Below are 17,037 nucleotides of genomic sequence, written 5' to 3'. Positions count from 1 at the left end.
AGAATCCTTAGTGTGGGGCATGATGCTTGTGGATACGCGAGAGTGCGGCTTTCGATGTGCGGTCGAGCATGACTGCCAGCAGAACAATGCCAACGCCTGCCACAATGCCAACTCCGAGTTCGAGATTGCGAATCCCGCGCAGGACAAGCACGCCAAGGCCCGGTGCCGAAACCAGTGAGGCGATCACGACCATCGCGAGGCTCATCATGATGGTTTGGTTGATCCCTGCCATGATGTTGGGAAGTGCAAGCGGAAGTTCGACGCCCCAGAGCTTCTGCCGACGTGTCATGCCGAATGCATCTGCTGCCTCGATCACATCACGATCCACAAGCCGGATTCCCAGATCCGTCAACCTGATGACAGGCACGATCGCGTAAAGAATGATGGCAATGCCGTAGAGCTTGGCTTCGGTGACCGAAAAGAGGAAGATGAGCGGGATCAGGTACACGAAAGTCGGCAAGGTTTGCAGCAAGTCGAGTATGGGGATCGCCAGACTCTGCAGCCCTTTGGACCGCGACATGGCAATGCCCACTGGTACACCCAGCAGCACAGACAAACCTGTGCAGACAAAAATGATCGACAGTGTCTGCAGGGCCACCTCGAGATGGTCGATCACGCCAAGGAACAAGAAGGCCAGAGCCACGAAGAGCGTGACACCACACGACCGTGATACCTGCCAAGTCAGCCCGACTAGAAGAGGTATCATGATCCACCATGGCGTGGCCGTGAACAGCCACAGCGCCCCGTCGAGCATCCAGGAAAGCGGCTGTGTGACCGGGTCGAGCACGAATTTCAAGGCTGACTTGGCGGCGAGGAACCCTTTTTCGATGCTTGCAGTCAGGTCGCGCGTCTGGCTGATCTGCTCACAGCTTCTGTTGAGTTCGTCGAGCGAGGGAAACGGCAATACCTCTGAAGGCTGATCCGCAGTCTGCCCTTTGGCCTTGGCCAGCAGGTCTGCCATGGAAAGTGGCGCGCCGTCTGAGTTCTGGTCGCACCAATTTCGCAGGCCGGCTCTATCGAACAACCCGTCATAGAATGACATCTTGTACCTCGCGTCAGTCAGGGGTGGCCACGTGGGCAACGATATCGCTCTGTGGCCGACCGGTGGCTGTGTGGATCAATCGAGCAGGGCGCTCAGTTTGCCGCGCGCCGCGTCGTCGAGCCAACTGGCCCAAGTGTCCTTGTAGGTGCTGAGGAAGTACGCCGCAGCTTCTTCGTAAGAGGCGTTGTTGTCATCCTGCCAGGCCAGAACCGCGCCCATCTGTTCGTTGGAAAAGGACATTTTCGACAGAAAGGCGGTGACCTCAGGTTCGCGCTTGGGCAGGTTTGGCGTGACCGCGGTCACCACCTTGGCGACTGGAAAGGGCGAAACGCCGGGTGTTGGGCAATCAGGATTGCCGTTGCAGCTGTGGATCTCTTGGTCGAATGGTCCCAGATCCACCTGCACCATAGGGTATTTCCCAAGAACACTGGTCGGTGCCCAATAATAACCAAACCATGGGGCTTTATCCTGGTAGGCAGCGGCAATAGCGGTAGCAAGTGTTTCACCGGATCCGTGCTGGAAGCGCTCCAGCCCTTTGGCCTTGGCATCCAGTGCCTTGAGGACATTGTTGTCGACCACGTCACAGGCCCATCCTGAGGGGCAATCGTGGAATTGGCCACCGACCAGGTCCGGATTGGCCAGAATGCCCTCGATTGTCCTGAGTTCAGGATGCTTTTCGGCCAGGTACGCCGGGATCCACCAGGCTTCGACGCCGCCATCCGACAAAACGTCGGCCAGCTCAACCAGTTTGCCGCTATCGCGTAGCTCGGAATAAATCGGCGAAGAATTTACCCATAGCTCGGTCAGAATGTCGGGTTCACCGGTTTCAGCCATAGACGTCATGGCTGGTGTCGTCGACGACGGCACCCGTTTGACGGTGCAGCCATACCCGTTGGTCATGAGAAAATCGGCCACATGCGTCACCACGGCGGACGAGGCCCAATCCATCTCGGTTATCGAAATTTCGCCGCAATCGGCGTAGGCTGCTGTTGAGGTCAGAGCCGCGGCAAATGCCGTTGCGAGCACCTTGGTTGAGTTTTCCATAATGCGTTCCCTGATGTTTTCTTTTCGGCCGTTTGAGGCTCTCGAAACATCTTCGGAGGCTTTCCTGGAACTTGTTTAACCATTTTGGACGCGTTTTTTGCTTTGATGGCCGAGTTGGAAAAAAACAGCCCGTGTCTCCTCAGCATGCCAACAGTGCTGAAGGCATTGGCGTTGAAGGGCCGAGTCGGGGAAAGATGTTTTTCAGCAGGCGCCTAGGGTCAATTTCGGCTTTGCCTCTGTCTGGTCAACTTTGGAAGTACTTTCAAGCATTTGCGGGTCACTTCCTTTGCCAGGCCGCCGGATGAAGGCACGGCATAAAGTGCCGCACCACTCCTTACCCAATCCGGGCAGAGCGGTGTCAGTTGCCCTGTCTGCAAATAGACATCAGTGAAACCGCGCCAGGCCAGCACTGCTCCTTCTCCCCGAGTAGCCGATTCCAGTGCATAGACATAGTTGTCAAACTTGTATTGAGGGCCTTCCGGAACGGCTAATCCTGCCTTTGAGAACCAGTCCTCCCAAGTGGCCCACCCCGAGTTTGCCTTTGAGAGACAGAGCCGCGGCACGCCTTTCCAGGCATCGGGGTCTCGTCTTAAAGCCTGCCCGTGCCGTTCAATCAGGCAAGGCGCCGCGACAGGCAGAATTTCTTCGTCGACGATTTTCGCACTCGGCCCAGAGGGGCGCGAACGCCTGTACTGAAAAACCAGGTCAGCCCCGGCATCTATCATCGCCGGGATTGACTCGTACTCGCACGTGACTACGCGGATATGGGCCTGGCTGCCCAGAGCTTTCTTCAGCTCGCCGTAGTGCGGCATCAGAATTAGGTGCGACACTTCATGTGTACAGGCAATCACCAGGTCGTGGCGGTTCAGCGCCGCCCGTGCGCCTGCTTGGCGCAGCATGGTCAGAGCTTCGGAAACCTCTCGTGCATAGGCTTGACCAGCCGGTGTCAGCACAATTCCCCGTCCACTGCGAGTGACCAGCGCGACCCCCAGATCAGCTTCAAGGCGGCGCAAGTGCCGACTGATTGCGGCCTGAGACGTGTTCAGTTCTTCCGCTGCACGGGTGACATTGCCCAATTGTGCCACGCGTTCCAATGCGCTCAGAGAGCGGGTCGACGGCAAGATTCCAGACGAATTACCCATATCCGTTTTGATATTGAATAACCCGCAAAAGGCAATGGAATTCTCTTGTTTCGAGGCAGAAAAAAGCCGCATGCAGGCGCAGTCCTGCTGCCTTGAACAGAGGAGAAGTGAATTGCTTAGACATGTGAAGGACGATCTATTTCAGATCGGCGAAAGCGTGGCCGGGCGCGACGGCTGGCACGAGGCAGTGCGTGTCTACGTGCTGATGAACGATGGATGCCCGCTATTATTTGATTCCGGTTCGCACATCCACTCGGGCGAGATCATGGCCGAATTGAAGTCGCTGCTGGGTGACACCGCGCCGGGCTATGTGTTCTTGACGCACACCGAATTGCCGCACACCGGCAACATCAAGCTAATCCTCGACGTTTGGCCGGACACCAAGCTGGTGGTCTCCAGCGCAATTCTGCCCCACGTGGAATTGCCTTGGTGGGTGGCCGACGACCAGGTTTTGTACGGCTATGCAGGCACTGAAGAAACTTATGGCGGGCGCCGGATTTCCTTCCTGGACGGCATCCTCAAGGACCAACCAGGAACCCATTGGATGTATGATGGCACGACCGGCACCCTCTTCACCGCTGATGCTTTCGGCTATCTTTATCCAGGCGCGGCCGATCTCAAATTTGACGACGAACTTGAAGATGGCATCGCAGGCGACTGGCTCAAACGCTATCACGAAAGCGCCTTCCGCTTCCTGCCGATGGTGAGCGGCGCCAAAGTCACCGCTGATATCGCACGGGTTTTCCGTAAGCGGGACGTCCGCGCCATTGCGCCCACACACGGAAATGCCGTGCGCCACGACATTGCGCAATGCATCGACCGTTTCAACAACGCAATTCTGGAGATCTGCAGATGACTGTAAAGCTGTATGGAGACGGTGCCGATCGCGTTGGCGTTCGCCAGATTACACCCAATATTTACTGGATCTGCCATTGTGCGGGCAAGGAAGCCGCCCGGCTCAACCGCGGGTTCGCAAGCGATTTCGCCCGGGTTAATCCCAAGTTCGACCCGAATGCCAATGATATCATCTACAGCTCCTATCTTTTCCTTGATGAAAAGACCTTCCTGATTGACACGCTGGGCCCGGCCCAGCACAAGACTGTTCTCGCGGCGCTGCGTGACCTGCTGGACGGCCGCTCCCTTGACTATCTTTGGATTAGCCATACTGAGCTGCCCCATGCCGCAAATACTGCAGCTATCCGGCGAGCCTATCCTCAGGTCGAGGTGCTGACTGTTGGGGGCCATGATCATTATGAAGTGCATGGACTCGGGGGCGCACGGCAGCTTGATTTCGGAGATCGGGTCGAACTCGGCCAGCACAGCATTGAGATAATCGAACCGCTCTTCGTTGATCACGCTCTCACACAATGGATTTATGAACACAATAGCGGCTTTTTATGTCCCGTGGATTGGGCGTTGAACGCTCACAACCAACACCAATGCTTTCGCTTCATGGATGAAATGGAGGAGACCGGTTATTCAGCCGAGCGCTTTGGCCACGATGTGTCGATCACCAATTGCGTAGTCTTTGCCTGGTTGCGTTGGGCTGATCCGGACCAGATAGTCGAGTCTATAGACAATTTTTATGCGAAATATGATATCCGGATATTCGCTCCGAGCCATACCAACGTAATTCGCGAAAATGTGCCGCGATACCTTGCCGCCTTACGTGAGGCCATGCGCGTAGCGGTGACGCGCGAGCACGACCTTGTGTTCTGACTGCGCTTGCTAAAATCGGAGATATCTGGAAGGGGCATTGCCAAGTTGATTGGGTTGTCCTTCTCGGATAGCGCGGTACCATGACCATACCGACCTCATTGCCGCGGCTGAAGGGCTTCCGTTTTCCTCGCGAAATCATCGCCTATGCGGTGTGGGCATATCATCGGTTTGCTCTCAGCACGGCGGATGTCGAGGATCTCCTGGCGGAGCGTGGCGTCATCGTCAGTCGTGAAGCGGTTCGTCTCATCGTCAGTCGTGAAGCGGTTCGTCTCTGGGTGAACCGTTTCGGGCCAAGTTGATTGGGTTGTCCTTCTCGGATAGCGCGGTACCATGACCATACCGACCTCATTGCCGCGGCTGAAGGGCTTCCGTTTTCCTCGCGAAATCATCGCCTATGCGGTGTGGGCATATCATCGGTTTGCTCTCAGCACGGCGGATGTCGAGGATCTCCTGGCGGAGCGTGGCGTCATCGTCAGTCGTGAAGCGGTTCGTCTCTGGGTGAACCGTTTCGGGTCTCAGTTCGCGGCTTGTATCCGACGCGACCGGCCCCGGCCGCACGACAAATGGCATATGGACGAAGTGGTCGTCCCGATCAACGGCGTGAAACATTGGCTGTGGCGTGCAATCGATGGCAATGGAGATGTACTCGACATTCTGATCCAGCCTCGCCGCAACGCCAAAGCCGCAAAGCGTTTCTTCGCCCKACTGGTTGCAGCCTATGGCGAACCGCGTGTCGTGATCACGGACAAGCTGCGCAGCTATACCAAGCCGATCAAGGCCATCACGCCGGACGCCGACCATCGGGCGCACAAGGGGCTCAACAACAGGATCGAAGGCCGACGCGAAAGCGGGAAAAGATGATGGGTCGGTTCAAGTCACCACGCCAGGCGCAACGATTTCTCGTCGCCCACGACCAAATCAGTACGATCTTTCGYCCCCGCCGCTATCGCCTTTCCACTCTCTCCTACCGCCATGCCAGAGCCGACGGGTTCAAGCTGTGGGAAGGTTATGCTGCCGAACTATCGGCCTGATTACGCGGTCTCACGCTTTTTCCAATCCACGGCAGATAACTTGGCAATGCCCTGCATAGTCCCTTTGCATCATGAAAGAAGTTCCCTCCTGACTGAAAATCGGGCGCCATAGTTCCTGTTCCGAGCAATCCAACAGGCGAAAGTCTCAAATCTGGGGGAAATTATGGCACGGTCAATCACATTCACCATCGACGGTGTTGTCGACACGGTGGTTACCATTACTGAACTGGATGACGGCTCTTTGAGGTTCGATGTCGAAGTTCTGGGTACCGGCAACATTGGTGACTTGCGTGGATTGTTCTTCAACCTTGATGGCTACACTGTGGATGGCGGGTTGTCCGCCACTGGAACGGATGTGACAGGCGAGAAATACGGCGAAGAGGCCATTGAGCGTGTTCTTAAGGACGTGAACATCAACGGTGATGTTGTCAAAACCCTGGGGAAATTCGACGCAGCAGTGTCGTTCGGGACCTCAGGCATTGGTGATGACGATATCCAGGCGACCAGCTTCATTCTGTCCCATGAAAGCGACTTTCTGAACCTCGATATGCTCAGCTTCGCAAACATCGGCCTGAGATATACATCGGTCGGCGAGGCCGGGGGGACCCGATCGGACTCGGCGAAGATCGGCGGTGCGGCCAGCGGGGTTGCGCAGAACGATCTGATCTCAGTCGCGGAAAACAACAGTTCAAGCATCAATGCGCTGGCCAATGATGCAGCTGATCCGGCCAGCTCTGTCATTGGGTTTGAACTGAACGGCACAAGCTATGCGGCCGGCGACAGTGCAAATGTGGTGATCGGCGGAGCCCATCTGGCGACGCTGTCTGTGGCGGCAGATGGTACGGTGACGCTGACGGCTGACGGCGCGGATGTCGACGGGCTTGCCCGGGGTGCTTCCGCGAATTTTGCCTTTTCTTATACCAGCCAGGCCCCCGGCGGATCGACAGCGACTTCGATTGTGAATGGGACTGTCACCGGGTTAAATGATGCGCCGAATCTGACGGCAGGAACCGGCGCTGCTGAAGAGGGCGGTCCGAGCATAAATGTGGATCTCGCCGCTCTTGGCGATGATGTCGACAGCGACGATGACGGAAGCACTCTTAGCTATGCCATTGTTGGTTCACCTGCCGAGGGCACAGCTTCGGTCAGCGGCACCACTCTGAGCTTTGATCCAAGTGCGGACTTTCAGGACCTGGCTGAAGGCGAAACCCGCGACGTGACCGTGGCCATTGAGGCCACCGACAGCCACGGCGCCACCGCCTCGAACGATGTGGTAATCACCGTCACTGGCGCCAATGACGCGCCCACCCTGGCGGCGGGCATGGGCGCGGCCGAGGAGGACGGGTCGAGCATCAATGTAGATCTTGCTCCTCTGGGCGGTGATGTCGACAGCGACGATGATGGAACGACACTCACCTACACAATCGCCGGCATGCCTGCTGAGGGGGTGGCCTCGATCAGCGGCACGACACTGACTTTCTACCCCGGCGCAGACTTCCAGGATCTGGCCGAGGGCGAGACCCGGGACGCGACCGTGACCATCGAGGCCACCGACAGCCACGGCGCCACCGCGTCCAACGATGTGGTGATCACCGTGACCGGCACCAATGACGCACCGTATCTGACGGCGAGCACCAGCGCCGCACAGGAGGACGACCCGAGCATTGACGTGAATCTTGCAGCTCTGGGCGAAGACGTTGACAGCGACGATGACGGAACCACGCTCACTTATGCGATCACCGGTGCGCCCTCCGGGGGCTCGGCCTCAATCAGCGGCACCACGCTGAGCTTTGACCCCGGCGCAGACTTCCAGGATCTGGCCGAGGGCGAGACCCGGGACGTGACCGTGACCATCGAGGCCACCGACAGCCACGGCACCACCGCGTCCAACGATGTGGTGATTACCGTGACCGGCACCAATGACGCGCCACAAGTCCAATCAACAATCTTCGTTACACAAGTGTCCGAAGACGCGGATTTTGCTGGGGTCGTTGCGCCAAACTACTTTGAACTCAACAATCGTGCAGATGATGCCGACAGTGATGATGATGCCTCCACGCTGACATATGACTTTTTCAACCCGGTGAATTCCGGCGGACACTTTGTCGAGGGTGCATTCCCAAACCTCTTTGACAACGACGTCCAATTCTATCCTGATAATGGCTTTCAGCATCTTGCCGTAGGTGAGAGCGAGGTTGTGACAATCGATTTCAATGCCGCCGACAGTCATGGCGCAGTCTCCAACACTGGGACTTTGCAGTTCGAAGTCGTAGGAGAAAATGACAGGCCGACTCTGGATACGGGCGTCGGGGCCGCCGAAGAGGACGGCCCGGGCATCGATGTAGATCTCGCCGTCCTGGGAGATGATGTCGACAGCGACGACGACGGGACCACGCTAAGCTATGCGATCATCGGTCAGCCCTCCGAAGGAACTGCCTCTATCACCGGCACGACGCTGAGCTTTGACCCAGGTGCGGACTTTCAGGACTTGGCCGCAGGCGAGACGCGGGACGTGACCATCGAGGTACATGCGACCGACGCCCATGGCGCGACCGCGGTGAACACTGTGACCGTGACCGTGACGGGAGTGAATGATGCACCTGTCGTCGAAGATATCTCCGGTACAACCGGCGAAGATGGTAGCGCAATAACGCTTACAGCGGATTTCATCGATGCGGATGCCTCTGACACACACACCTTCAGCATTGATACCACTGGAACATTGGGACAGGTCACGGACAATCTCGATGGCACTTTCACCTATGACCCGAATGGCATGTTCGAGCATCTGGGCTGCGACGAGACCGCGACCGACAGTTTCACCTACACGGTCGACGATGGCCAGGGCGGCGTCACGACGGCAACCGCGACGGTGACCATCACGGGAACCAATGATCTGCCGGTGGTCACGGGCGCTGTCAGCGAAACGACAGACGAAGATCAATCGCCGGTGACGCTGAACTTGCTGGCCAATGCCACAGACGTCGAAAGCGACGATCTGGGGATCAACGGTGTTGCAGTGGCATCGGACAACGCTTCCCGGATAGTGGCATACACGGCGGACGCATCCACCGGGGCACTGACAATAGACCCGTCTCAATTCAACGATCTGGCCGTAGGAGAGAGCGAAACCCTGACGGTCAGCTACGGCGTGATCGAAGAGGGCCGGGCCTATGAGGACAGCCTGGGTGGTGAAACCATCGCCAGTCTGGGAACGTTTTTCATCGCCGACAACGACACCGGAACTATTGTCCGGATCGAAAGAACCGCCACAGTCAGCGGCGCTGCGGATGCGTTTGCTGCGGCAGGCGTAACGGACGGGACAGTCGTGGCGGTCCACGATCAGGGCGGCGGCATGGCCGCCAGTGTTGCAGTTGCCGTGAATGGTGTTGTGTCCTTCTCCACCAATTCCACGATTACACTGAATGGCTATTCAGGAGGTGTCGTTTCAGGGCCACATTACAACATCTATTCGGGGTCCTTCACCGATCTGACACTGACTGTGGATGTGCCGCATTCTGATCCAGACTGCGGCGATGCGGTGCACAGCTTCGCGTTCTCCGGCATTACCCGGACAGCAGGGTCACAGGAGACGGTAATTGATGGCATGTCGGTCGAGGTCACCCCCGAGGCAGTACCAGCCACGGCGACCCTGATAGTGAATGGCGCCAACGATGCGCCAACGATTGTCCCGGAAATCCACGTCCAGACTAATTCCGAGGACGATCCCTGGACTGGCATAGCAGCGCCGATCTATTTCCAGATCAATGACCGGGCAGACGACGTCGATTCTGACGACAATGCAAGTACGCTCACCTACACCTATGACAACTTCACCAATGGAATCTTTACAGCCACTCCGACTGGCTTGTCGCTGACGATAGCCGGCAACTACGACCACCTGGCGATGGGGGAAACCACCGAGGCGACTGCAGAAGTCACTGCAACGGATAGCCACGGAGCGGCCTCCGATCCAGCTGTCCTGAAATGGGTCATCACCGGCGCGAACGACGACCCGACCCTGGCCGCAGGCGCGATGGCCGCCACCGAGGACGGTACAGCGGTGACGCTGGACCTGTCGCTGCTTGGAGACGATGCGGACAGCGACGATGATGGAACCACGCTCACCTATGCGATCTCCGGCCCGCCTTCCGAAAGCTCGGCCTCGATCAGCGGCACCATGCTGAGCTTTGATCCCAGCGCCGGTTTCCAGGACCTGCGTGAGGGCGAGACCCGCGACGTGACGATCACCGTCGAGGCCACCGACAGTCACGGCGCCGCCGCGTCGAACGATGTGGTAGTCACCGTGACCGGCACAAATGATGCGCCGGTCACCATGCTGGATGAGCTGACAACCAGCCAGAGTTCAGTTGGCAGCCTGAATGTTCTCAGCAATGACACCGACCCGGATGGCGACACTTTGAGTATTTCCCATCTCACCGGATCACCGTTCTCGGGCTCAACATCCGTGTTCGTCGCATCGATTGGCGGTCGCACTGGGCGGTTGACGCTGTCCGAAAACGGGGACTTGGAGTTTGATCCGCTTGGAAATTTTGACGATCTGGCGCTTGGGGAAAGCGATACATTCGCCATCAATTACACTGCCACCGACGGTAACGGCGGTTCCACGAATGAGGCTGTCTCAGTAACGGTTACCGGCACCAACGACGCACCCGTTGCACTGGCGGATTCCAACGCAGGCGATCCGGTGGAAGAGCAGGGTTACATGGTGCCCGGCGATGACACTGCAACCGGCAATGTGCTGGCAAACGACAGCGATCCCGACAGCAGCGATGTGCTGCGCGTCACCAGCGCGGCCCCCAGCGGCGGCGGCCCCAGCGCGCCGCCCTCGGGGTCCAGTTCCTGGACCATTCTGGGCACCTACGGCACCCTGACCATGCATACGGACGGCACCTGGTCCTATCTGCTGGATGATGCCGCCCCAGCGACCGGGGCGCTGGCAGTGGGAGAGATGGCCGAGGAGGTTTTCACCTACAGTATCTCCGACGGTAACGGCGGCAGCAGCAGCGCGGATCTGACCATCAGCATCACCGGCGCGGATGACTATGTGCCGCCGCAGGCGCAGGATGACGGCTTCACGGCGGACGAGGACACCACGGTCAATCTCGATTTGCTGGCCAATGACAACAGCGGCAGCGGCGGGGCGGCAGCGCTGAGCATGATCAACGGCGTGGCTGCTGGCGTGGGCGACAGCTTTGCCACCAGCCATGGTATGGTGACGGTGCTGGCGGATGGCACGGTGGATTACACCGCCAACGACGATTACAGCGGCCCGGACAGTTTCACCTATGAAATCACCGATGGCACCACGGAAGCCGGTCCGGCCACGGTCAACCTGACGTTGACGCCAGTGGCGGATGCGCCCAGCCTGGCGCTGGCACCTACGGCTGGCGGGGGCGGCGGTGATCTGTCGCCAGTGTCCTCGGGCAGCGATGTGCAGGTGAACAGCACCACCGTTTATGAGCAGCGGTATGCCACCGTCGCGGCGCTGGCGGATGGTGGCTTTGTGGTGACTTGGACGTCGGCCAATCAGGACGGCAGCCTTTGGGGCGTCTACAGCCAGAGATTTGATGCCAGCGGCAGTCCAGTGGGAGTGGAAACGCAGGTAAACAGCTTTACCGGCAACCATCAGGCCTACAGCGATGTAACCGCTTTGCATGACGGCGGCTGGCTGGTGACTTGGTCGTCCTTAGAACAGGACGGCAGCCACTGGGGTATCTACGGCCAGCGCTTTGATGCCAGCGGCAACACCGTGGGGGCGGAAACCCGGGTGAACAGCTATATCAGCAACGATCAGATCTTCAGCGATGTAACAACTCTGCAGGACGGCGGCTGGCTGGTGACCTGGTCGTCCTCACATCAGGACGGCAGCGGTTATGGCATCTACAGCCAGCGCTATGATGCGGCCGGAAACACCGTGGGCGCGGAAGCCCAGGTGAACAGCTTTACCAGCGACTTTCAGATCTACAGCGATGTAACCGCCCTGCAGGACGGCGGCTGGCTGGTGACCTGGTCGTCCTTACATCAGGACGGTAGCGGTTATGGCATCTACAGCCAGCGCTATGATGCGGCCGGAAACACCCTGGGCGTGGAAACCCAGGTGAACAGCCATACTAGCAACGATCAGATCTACAGCGATGTAACCGCTTTGCAGGACGGCGGCTGGCTGGTGACCTGGTCGTCCCGAGATCAGGACGGCAGCAGCTGGGGCATCTACAGCCAGCGTTATGATACAGCCGGAAACACCGTGGGTGTGGAAACCCAGGTGAACAGCTATACCAGCAGCGGTCAGATCTACAGCGATGTAACCGCTCTGCAGGATGGCGGCTGGCTGGTGACCTGGTCGTCCCGAGATCAGGACGGCAGCGGTTGGGGCATCTATAGCCAGCGCTTTGATGCCAGCGGCAATCCTGTGGGGGCAGAGACGCAGATCAACAACCGCGAAGCCGGAACGCAATTCACCAATAGTTTTGCAGGCGGTGACAATGTTGCGCTGCTGGCTGATGGCCGCATTGTTACCGTTTATGACGAGGAATTCGGTAGCGGCGAAATCTATTATGTGCTGAGTGACCTGCCTGCCGCAGCCGACGGACTGGAAGACATGCCGTTGGATCTGGGCCTCTCTGCCGCGCTCAGCGACACCGACGGGTCGGAGGCCCTGACGCTGACGCTTTCCGGCTTCCCTGATGGCGCCACCTTCAGCATGGGGGTGGCCGACGGGGATGATTGGGTGATCGAAAACGCCCAGAGCCTGGACCTGTCCACCCTGACGATGATGCCGCCACCCAATTGGAACGGCAGCTTCACCCTGCATGCCACCGCCCGCGCGACCGAGACTTCCAATGGCGGCTACGCCGAAACCAGCACCAGCGTGAACTACAGCATCAGCGGCGCCGATGACTATGTGCCGCCGCAGGCCCAGGACGACGGGTTCACGGTGGACGAGGACGCCTCGGTAAATCTCGATCTGCTGGCCAATGACAGCAGCGGCAGCGGCGGCGCAGCCGCGCTGAGCATGGTTAACGGCATGGCTGCCGCCGCGGGCGACAGCTTTGCCACCAGCCATGGCACGGTGACAGTGCTGGCTGACGGCACGGTGGATTACACCGCCAATGGCGATTACAGCGGCCCGGACAGTTTCACCTATGAAATCAGCGATGGCACAACCAGTGCCGGCCCGGCCACGGTCAGCCTGACGGTGACGCCGGTGGCGGATGCGCCCGGCCTGGCGCTGGCGCCGACGGGCGGCGGTGATCTGTCGCCGGTGCCCGCCGGCAGCGATGTGCAGGTGAACAGCAGCACTCTTGATGCTCAGCGGTATGCCACCGTTGCGGCGCTGGCTGATGGCGGTTTTGTGGTGATCTGGTCGTCCTACAATCAGGACGGCGACGGCTGGGGCATCTACAGCCAGCGCTATGATGCCGACGGCAGTGCGGTGGGGGCGGAGACCCGGGCGAACAGCTTCACCAGCAACGATCAGATCTACAGTGGTGTCACCGCCCTGGCGGACGGCGGCTGGCTGGTGAGCTGGTCGTCCTACCAGCAGGACGGCAGCTTTTATGGCATCTACAGCCAGCGCTATGATGCCAGTGGCAGTGCGGTGGGGGCGGAGACCCAGGTGAACAGTTTCACCACCAGCGATCAGCATTGGAGCGAAGTCACCGCCCTGCAGGATGGCGGCTGGCTGGTGACCTGGTCGTCCTACAATCAGGACGGCAGCGGTTATGGCATCTACAGCCAACGCTATGATGCCGACGGCAGTGCGGTGGGGGCGGAGACCCGGGTGAGCAGCTTTGCCAGCGGCGATCAGAATTACAGCGATGCCACCGCGCTGCAGGATGGCGGCTGGCTGGTGACCTGGTCGTCCAACCAGCAGGACGGCAGCGGCTGGGGCATCTACAGCCAGCGTTACGATGCGGCCGGAAACACCATGGGGGCGGAAACCCGGGTGACCAGTTTCACCAGCGGCGATCAGCTCATCAGCGATGCCACCGCGCTGCAGGATGGCGGCTGGCTGGTGACCTGGTCGTCGAACAATCAGGACGGAGACGGCTGGGGCATCTACAGCCAGCGCTTTGATGCGGCCGGAAACACCGTGGGCGCGGAAACCCTTGTGAACAGTTTGACCAGCAGCCTTCAGCAGGAAAGCACGGTCACCGCCCTGGAGGACGGCGGCTGGCTGGTGAGCTGGTCGTCCTACCAGCAGGACGGCAGCGGCTGGGGCATCTACAGCCAGCGCTATGATGCAGACGGAAACCTGGCAGGGGTCGAGACCCAGGTGAACGGCCGCGCGGCCGGATCACAATTCAGCTATAGTAGTTTTGGCGGTGACAACGTTGCCCTGCTGGCCGGTGGCCGCATCGTCACGGTTTATGAGGAGGACTTCGGCAGCGGCGAAATCTACTATGTGCTGAGCGATCTGCCCGCCGCTGCGGACGGTCAGGAAGACATGCCGCTGAACCTGGGCCTTTCTGCCGCGCTTGCCGACACCGACGGCTCGGAGATCCTGACGCTGACGCTTTCCGGCTTCCCGGATGGTGCCACTTTCAGTCTGGGAGCGGCCGTCGGGGATGATTGGGTCATCGATAACGTCCAGAGCCTGGACCTGTCCACACTGACCATGACGCCGCCGCCGCATTGGAACGCCAGCTTTACCCTGCACGCCACCGCCCTCGCGACGGAAGGCGCCAACGGCGATTACGCAGAGACCAGTACCAGCGCGGACTACGCCATCGCCCCTGTCACCGACATGGCGACGGTTGCCTTCACCGGTATCAACCAGGCCGAGGACTGGAACGAGGAAGGCTTTGTCTTTGCCTCCGATGGCGGCCATACAGATCAAAACAATTCACTGATGTTTAGTGACAATTCTGACGGTCTTGCTGACAACGACTTTGTCATCACCCGAGCGGATGGTGGCGCGTTCTCTCTGACGGATATCGATGTGCTGCAAACTGACGGCGGGCTAACGTTGACCGGAAATGATGGTCAGACAGTGGTCATCGCGGCTGGAACGACAGGGCAGGTCTCGGTCGGAATCACCGATGTGACCTCGATCACGCTGGAGGTGCCGGATACCCCCAACGACGGATTGACCGAAGTGGACAACTTTGTCTTCCTGTTCTGATCCGGGACTGTGCAAGCTGCTGTCCTTCAATTCGCGGGGCAGTTAGCGTCCGAGCAAGTGGTCTTGTTTCATCGGCGCTGCCGGTGTGATCCCAGGTGGCCATCGAGGTGCATGGACGAGGTAGAGGGCCTGATAGGAGCCGGAAAACACGAGCGGGCCGACAGTGCATCAGCCCCAAGAACTCTCCCCGAGAGGGGAGGAAACTTGGGGCTCAGAGCAGCATTCAGCGGCGCTCAAAGAATGGGCGGCAGTATCCGCAGGATCAGGCGGACCAGATCGCTTCGCCTTTTTGTTGCGGTCTTGCTGTAAATCGCCTGGATCTGGTTTCGGCTGGTATTGTGCGTTGTTCCCCGGATTTCAGCGATCTCGTGTGCGGTGTGCCCCCTTAAAAGGAGTTCGCACACATGGGTTTCTGCTTTGCTCAAGCGATAGAGGCCGGCGAACTTGTCAATCTGGAGCGCCTCGGTTTGGTCCGGGTCGATGACGATTATTATGGAGCCTCTCAGTTGTGCATTCAGCTCATCGCTGGCGTCCCTTACCGGGGTTACATCAACCAGCAGGGGGGATTCGCCTGAGCGGCGGGCCAAGGCCAGGTGGCGGTGCGCGGTATTTGCCTCTCCATTCGCCGTTTGCGCAACCTCTTGAATATATGTTCTCAAGGCCGCATTTTGTTCGAAGTTGGCGCAACTTATCAGGTTTTTTCTGTTGCGCAGCAGCCCATCGTTTTCATCAAGCAAACGCTCGGCCTCTTTGTTGGCGAGAAGTACCTCCCCATTCTCAAGCGCCAGAATGATCCCGATGTTGATTTGATTGAGGACCGTGAGGACAGCGTTATACTTCACGCGGAGGAAATTGAATGTCCGGCCGATTTCGATGGTCTTAGTCAGGTGGGGAAGATACCAGCTCAACCGCCGCATGGTCGGATCGGGAACAAAACCGACATCCAAAGGGAAACCCAGTGCAACTGCGTCAAACCATCCATTGTTTCTGTTCAAACCGCAAATAATCCGTCGGAGAATGCCAGCATGCTGTTTTAAATGCAGGTAGTCAGGCCGGTTATCGAGGACAGCCCGGTCCACACTCATTTCCTCGTCGCGGTAGACTGTCCCTATTTTCATTTGTCCGACATAATCCCACTGCTGGGACTCGTAGTGCATCAGATTGTCAACAAAATGCTGCCCGTTACCGCGTTCAAACATCCGCACATAAACGGTGCTTAAGGCCGAGATCGTGTATGGGTTCTCCCCGTAATCTCTCAGTAGTAGAGCGCCCGCTCGGGCGCCAACTGAATGGCAAAGGGAATCCAATGCCGGTGTCCAGTTCCCAAAGTCGGTAACCGTGTCATATATTTTTGTGGTTGTTAAAAATGCTGGGTCCACCGGAGCCACTCCCGTCTAKGTGAACTAATTCGAGAGACCAAAGGGTCAATGATCTTATTCCCGACCTTATAGGCGAAAACGTCGTATGCCTCCGGCGGAGGCCGTCTGACGAGATTACGGTGCTGGTGATAAGTCCGACCTTATGGCCGACCAAAAGTTCAGACCTGAGATCGAAGTCCTTTCCGCCGCTGACGCTCCGCGCCGGCGGCACTGGAGCGATGCAGATAAAATCCGGATCGTGGAGGAAAGCTTTGTGGGGGCATTGCCAAGTTGATTGGGTTGTCCTTCTCGGATAGCGCGGTACCATGACCATACCGACCTCATTGCCGCGGCTGAAGGGCTTCCGTTTTCCTCGCGAAATCATCGCCTATGCGGTGTGGGCATATCATCGGTTTGCTCTCAGCACGGCGGATGTCGAGGATCTCCTGGCGGAGCGTGGCGTCATCGTCAGTCGTGAAGCGGTTCGTCTCTGGGTGAACCGTTTCGGGTCTCAGTTCGCGGCTTGCCGTTTCGGGTCTCAGTTCGCGGCTTG

At 58.6% G+C, this 17,037-nt stretch carries 7 protein-coding genes and 3 pseudogenes; 6 read left to right on the top strand and 4 right to left on the bottom strand.

Going from position 1 to position 17,037, the window contains the following annotated elements; translation table 11 throughout:
• Positions 1–7: 7 nt before the first annotated feature.
• The 3 genes from GKC28_RS22065 to GKC28_RS22055 all read right to left on the bottom strand — a co-directional run bounded on the left by GKC28_RS22065 (position 8) and on the right by GKC28_RS22055 (position 3,300).
• Entirely contained in the window at positions 8–1,042 is a 1,035-nt protein-coding gene (locus GKC28_RS22065; protein WP_174149143.1) for a proline/glycine betaine ABC transporter permease, read from the bottom strand.
• 75 nt (positions 1,043–1,117) lie between these two features.
• A complete protein-coding gene (locus tag GKC28_RS22060; protein WP_174149142.1) occupies positions 1,118–2,086 on the bottom strand; it encodes an ABC transporter substrate-binding protein in 969 nt (322 codons plus the stop codon).
• A gap of 218 nt (positions 2,087–2,304) precedes the next feature.
• On the bottom strand, positions 2,305–3,300 hold the full coding sequence (locus GKC28_RS22055) for a LysR family transcriptional regulator (protein WP_174149141.1): 996 nt from the start codon (positions 3,298–3,300) through the stop codon (positions 2,305–2,307).
• Between GKC28_RS22055 and GKC28_RS22050 the strand changes: the two genes are divergently transcribed.
• The 5 genes and pseudogenes from GKC28_RS22050 to GKC28_RS22030 all read left to right on the top strand — a co-directional run bounded on the left by GKC28_RS22050 (position 3,299) and on the right by GKC28_RS22030 (position 15,126).
• Positions 3,299–4,084, top strand: coding sequence for an MBL fold metallo-hydrolase (locus tag GKC28_RS22050; RefSeq protein WP_174149140.1), 786 nt, complete (start codon positions 3,299–3,301; stop codon positions 4,082–4,084). The two genes, GKC28_RS22055 and GKC28_RS22050, sit on opposite strands and share 2 nt — an antisense overlap.
• Entirely contained in the window at positions 4,081–4,947 is an 867-nt protein-coding gene (locus GKC28_RS22045) for an FprA family A-type flavoprotein (RefSeq protein ID WP_174149139.1), read from the top strand. Before GKC28_RS22050 ends, GKC28_RS22045 begins: the two co-directional genes overlap by 4 nt.
• Before the next feature lie 80 nt (positions 4,948–5,027).
• Positions 5,028–5,165, top strand: a pseudogene (locus GKC28_RS22040) (IS6 family transposase); the annotation flags it as partial.
• A 112-nt stretch (positions 5,166–5,277) separates the two neighbouring features.
• Positions 5,278–5,978, top strand: a pseudogene (locus GKC28_RS22035) (IS6 family transposase).
• Between the two features lie 163 nt (positions 5,979–6,141).
• Positions 6,142–15,126, top strand: coding sequence for an Ig-like domain-containing protein (locus GKC28_RS22030; protein ID WP_174149138.1), 8,985 nt, complete (start codon positions 6,142–6,144; stop codon positions 15,124–15,126).
• A gap of 233 nt (positions 15,127–15,359) precedes the next feature.
• Here the strand turns inward: GKC28_RS22030 and GKC28_RS22025 are convergent, their stop codons facing one another.
• Positions 15,360–16,505, bottom strand: a complete 1,146-nt coding sequence (locus GKC28_RS22025) for a helix-turn-helix transcriptional regulator (protein WP_174149137.1) — start codon at positions 16,503–16,505, stop codon at positions 15,360–15,362.
• 305 nt (positions 16,506–16,810) lie between these two features.
• Here GKC28_RS22025 and GKC28_RS22020 point away from each other — a divergent pair.
• A pseudogene (locus tag GKC28_RS22020) lies at positions 16,811–17,037 on the top strand (hypothetical protein); the annotation flags it as partial.

This window comes from Leisingera sp. ANG59 (assembly GCF_013317235.1).
Taxonomy (GTDB): domain Bacteria; phylum Pseudomonadota; class Alphaproteobacteria; order Rhodobacterales; family Rhodobacteraceae; genus Leisingera.
This window is presented reverse-complemented; position numbering and strand designations above follow the sequence as displayed.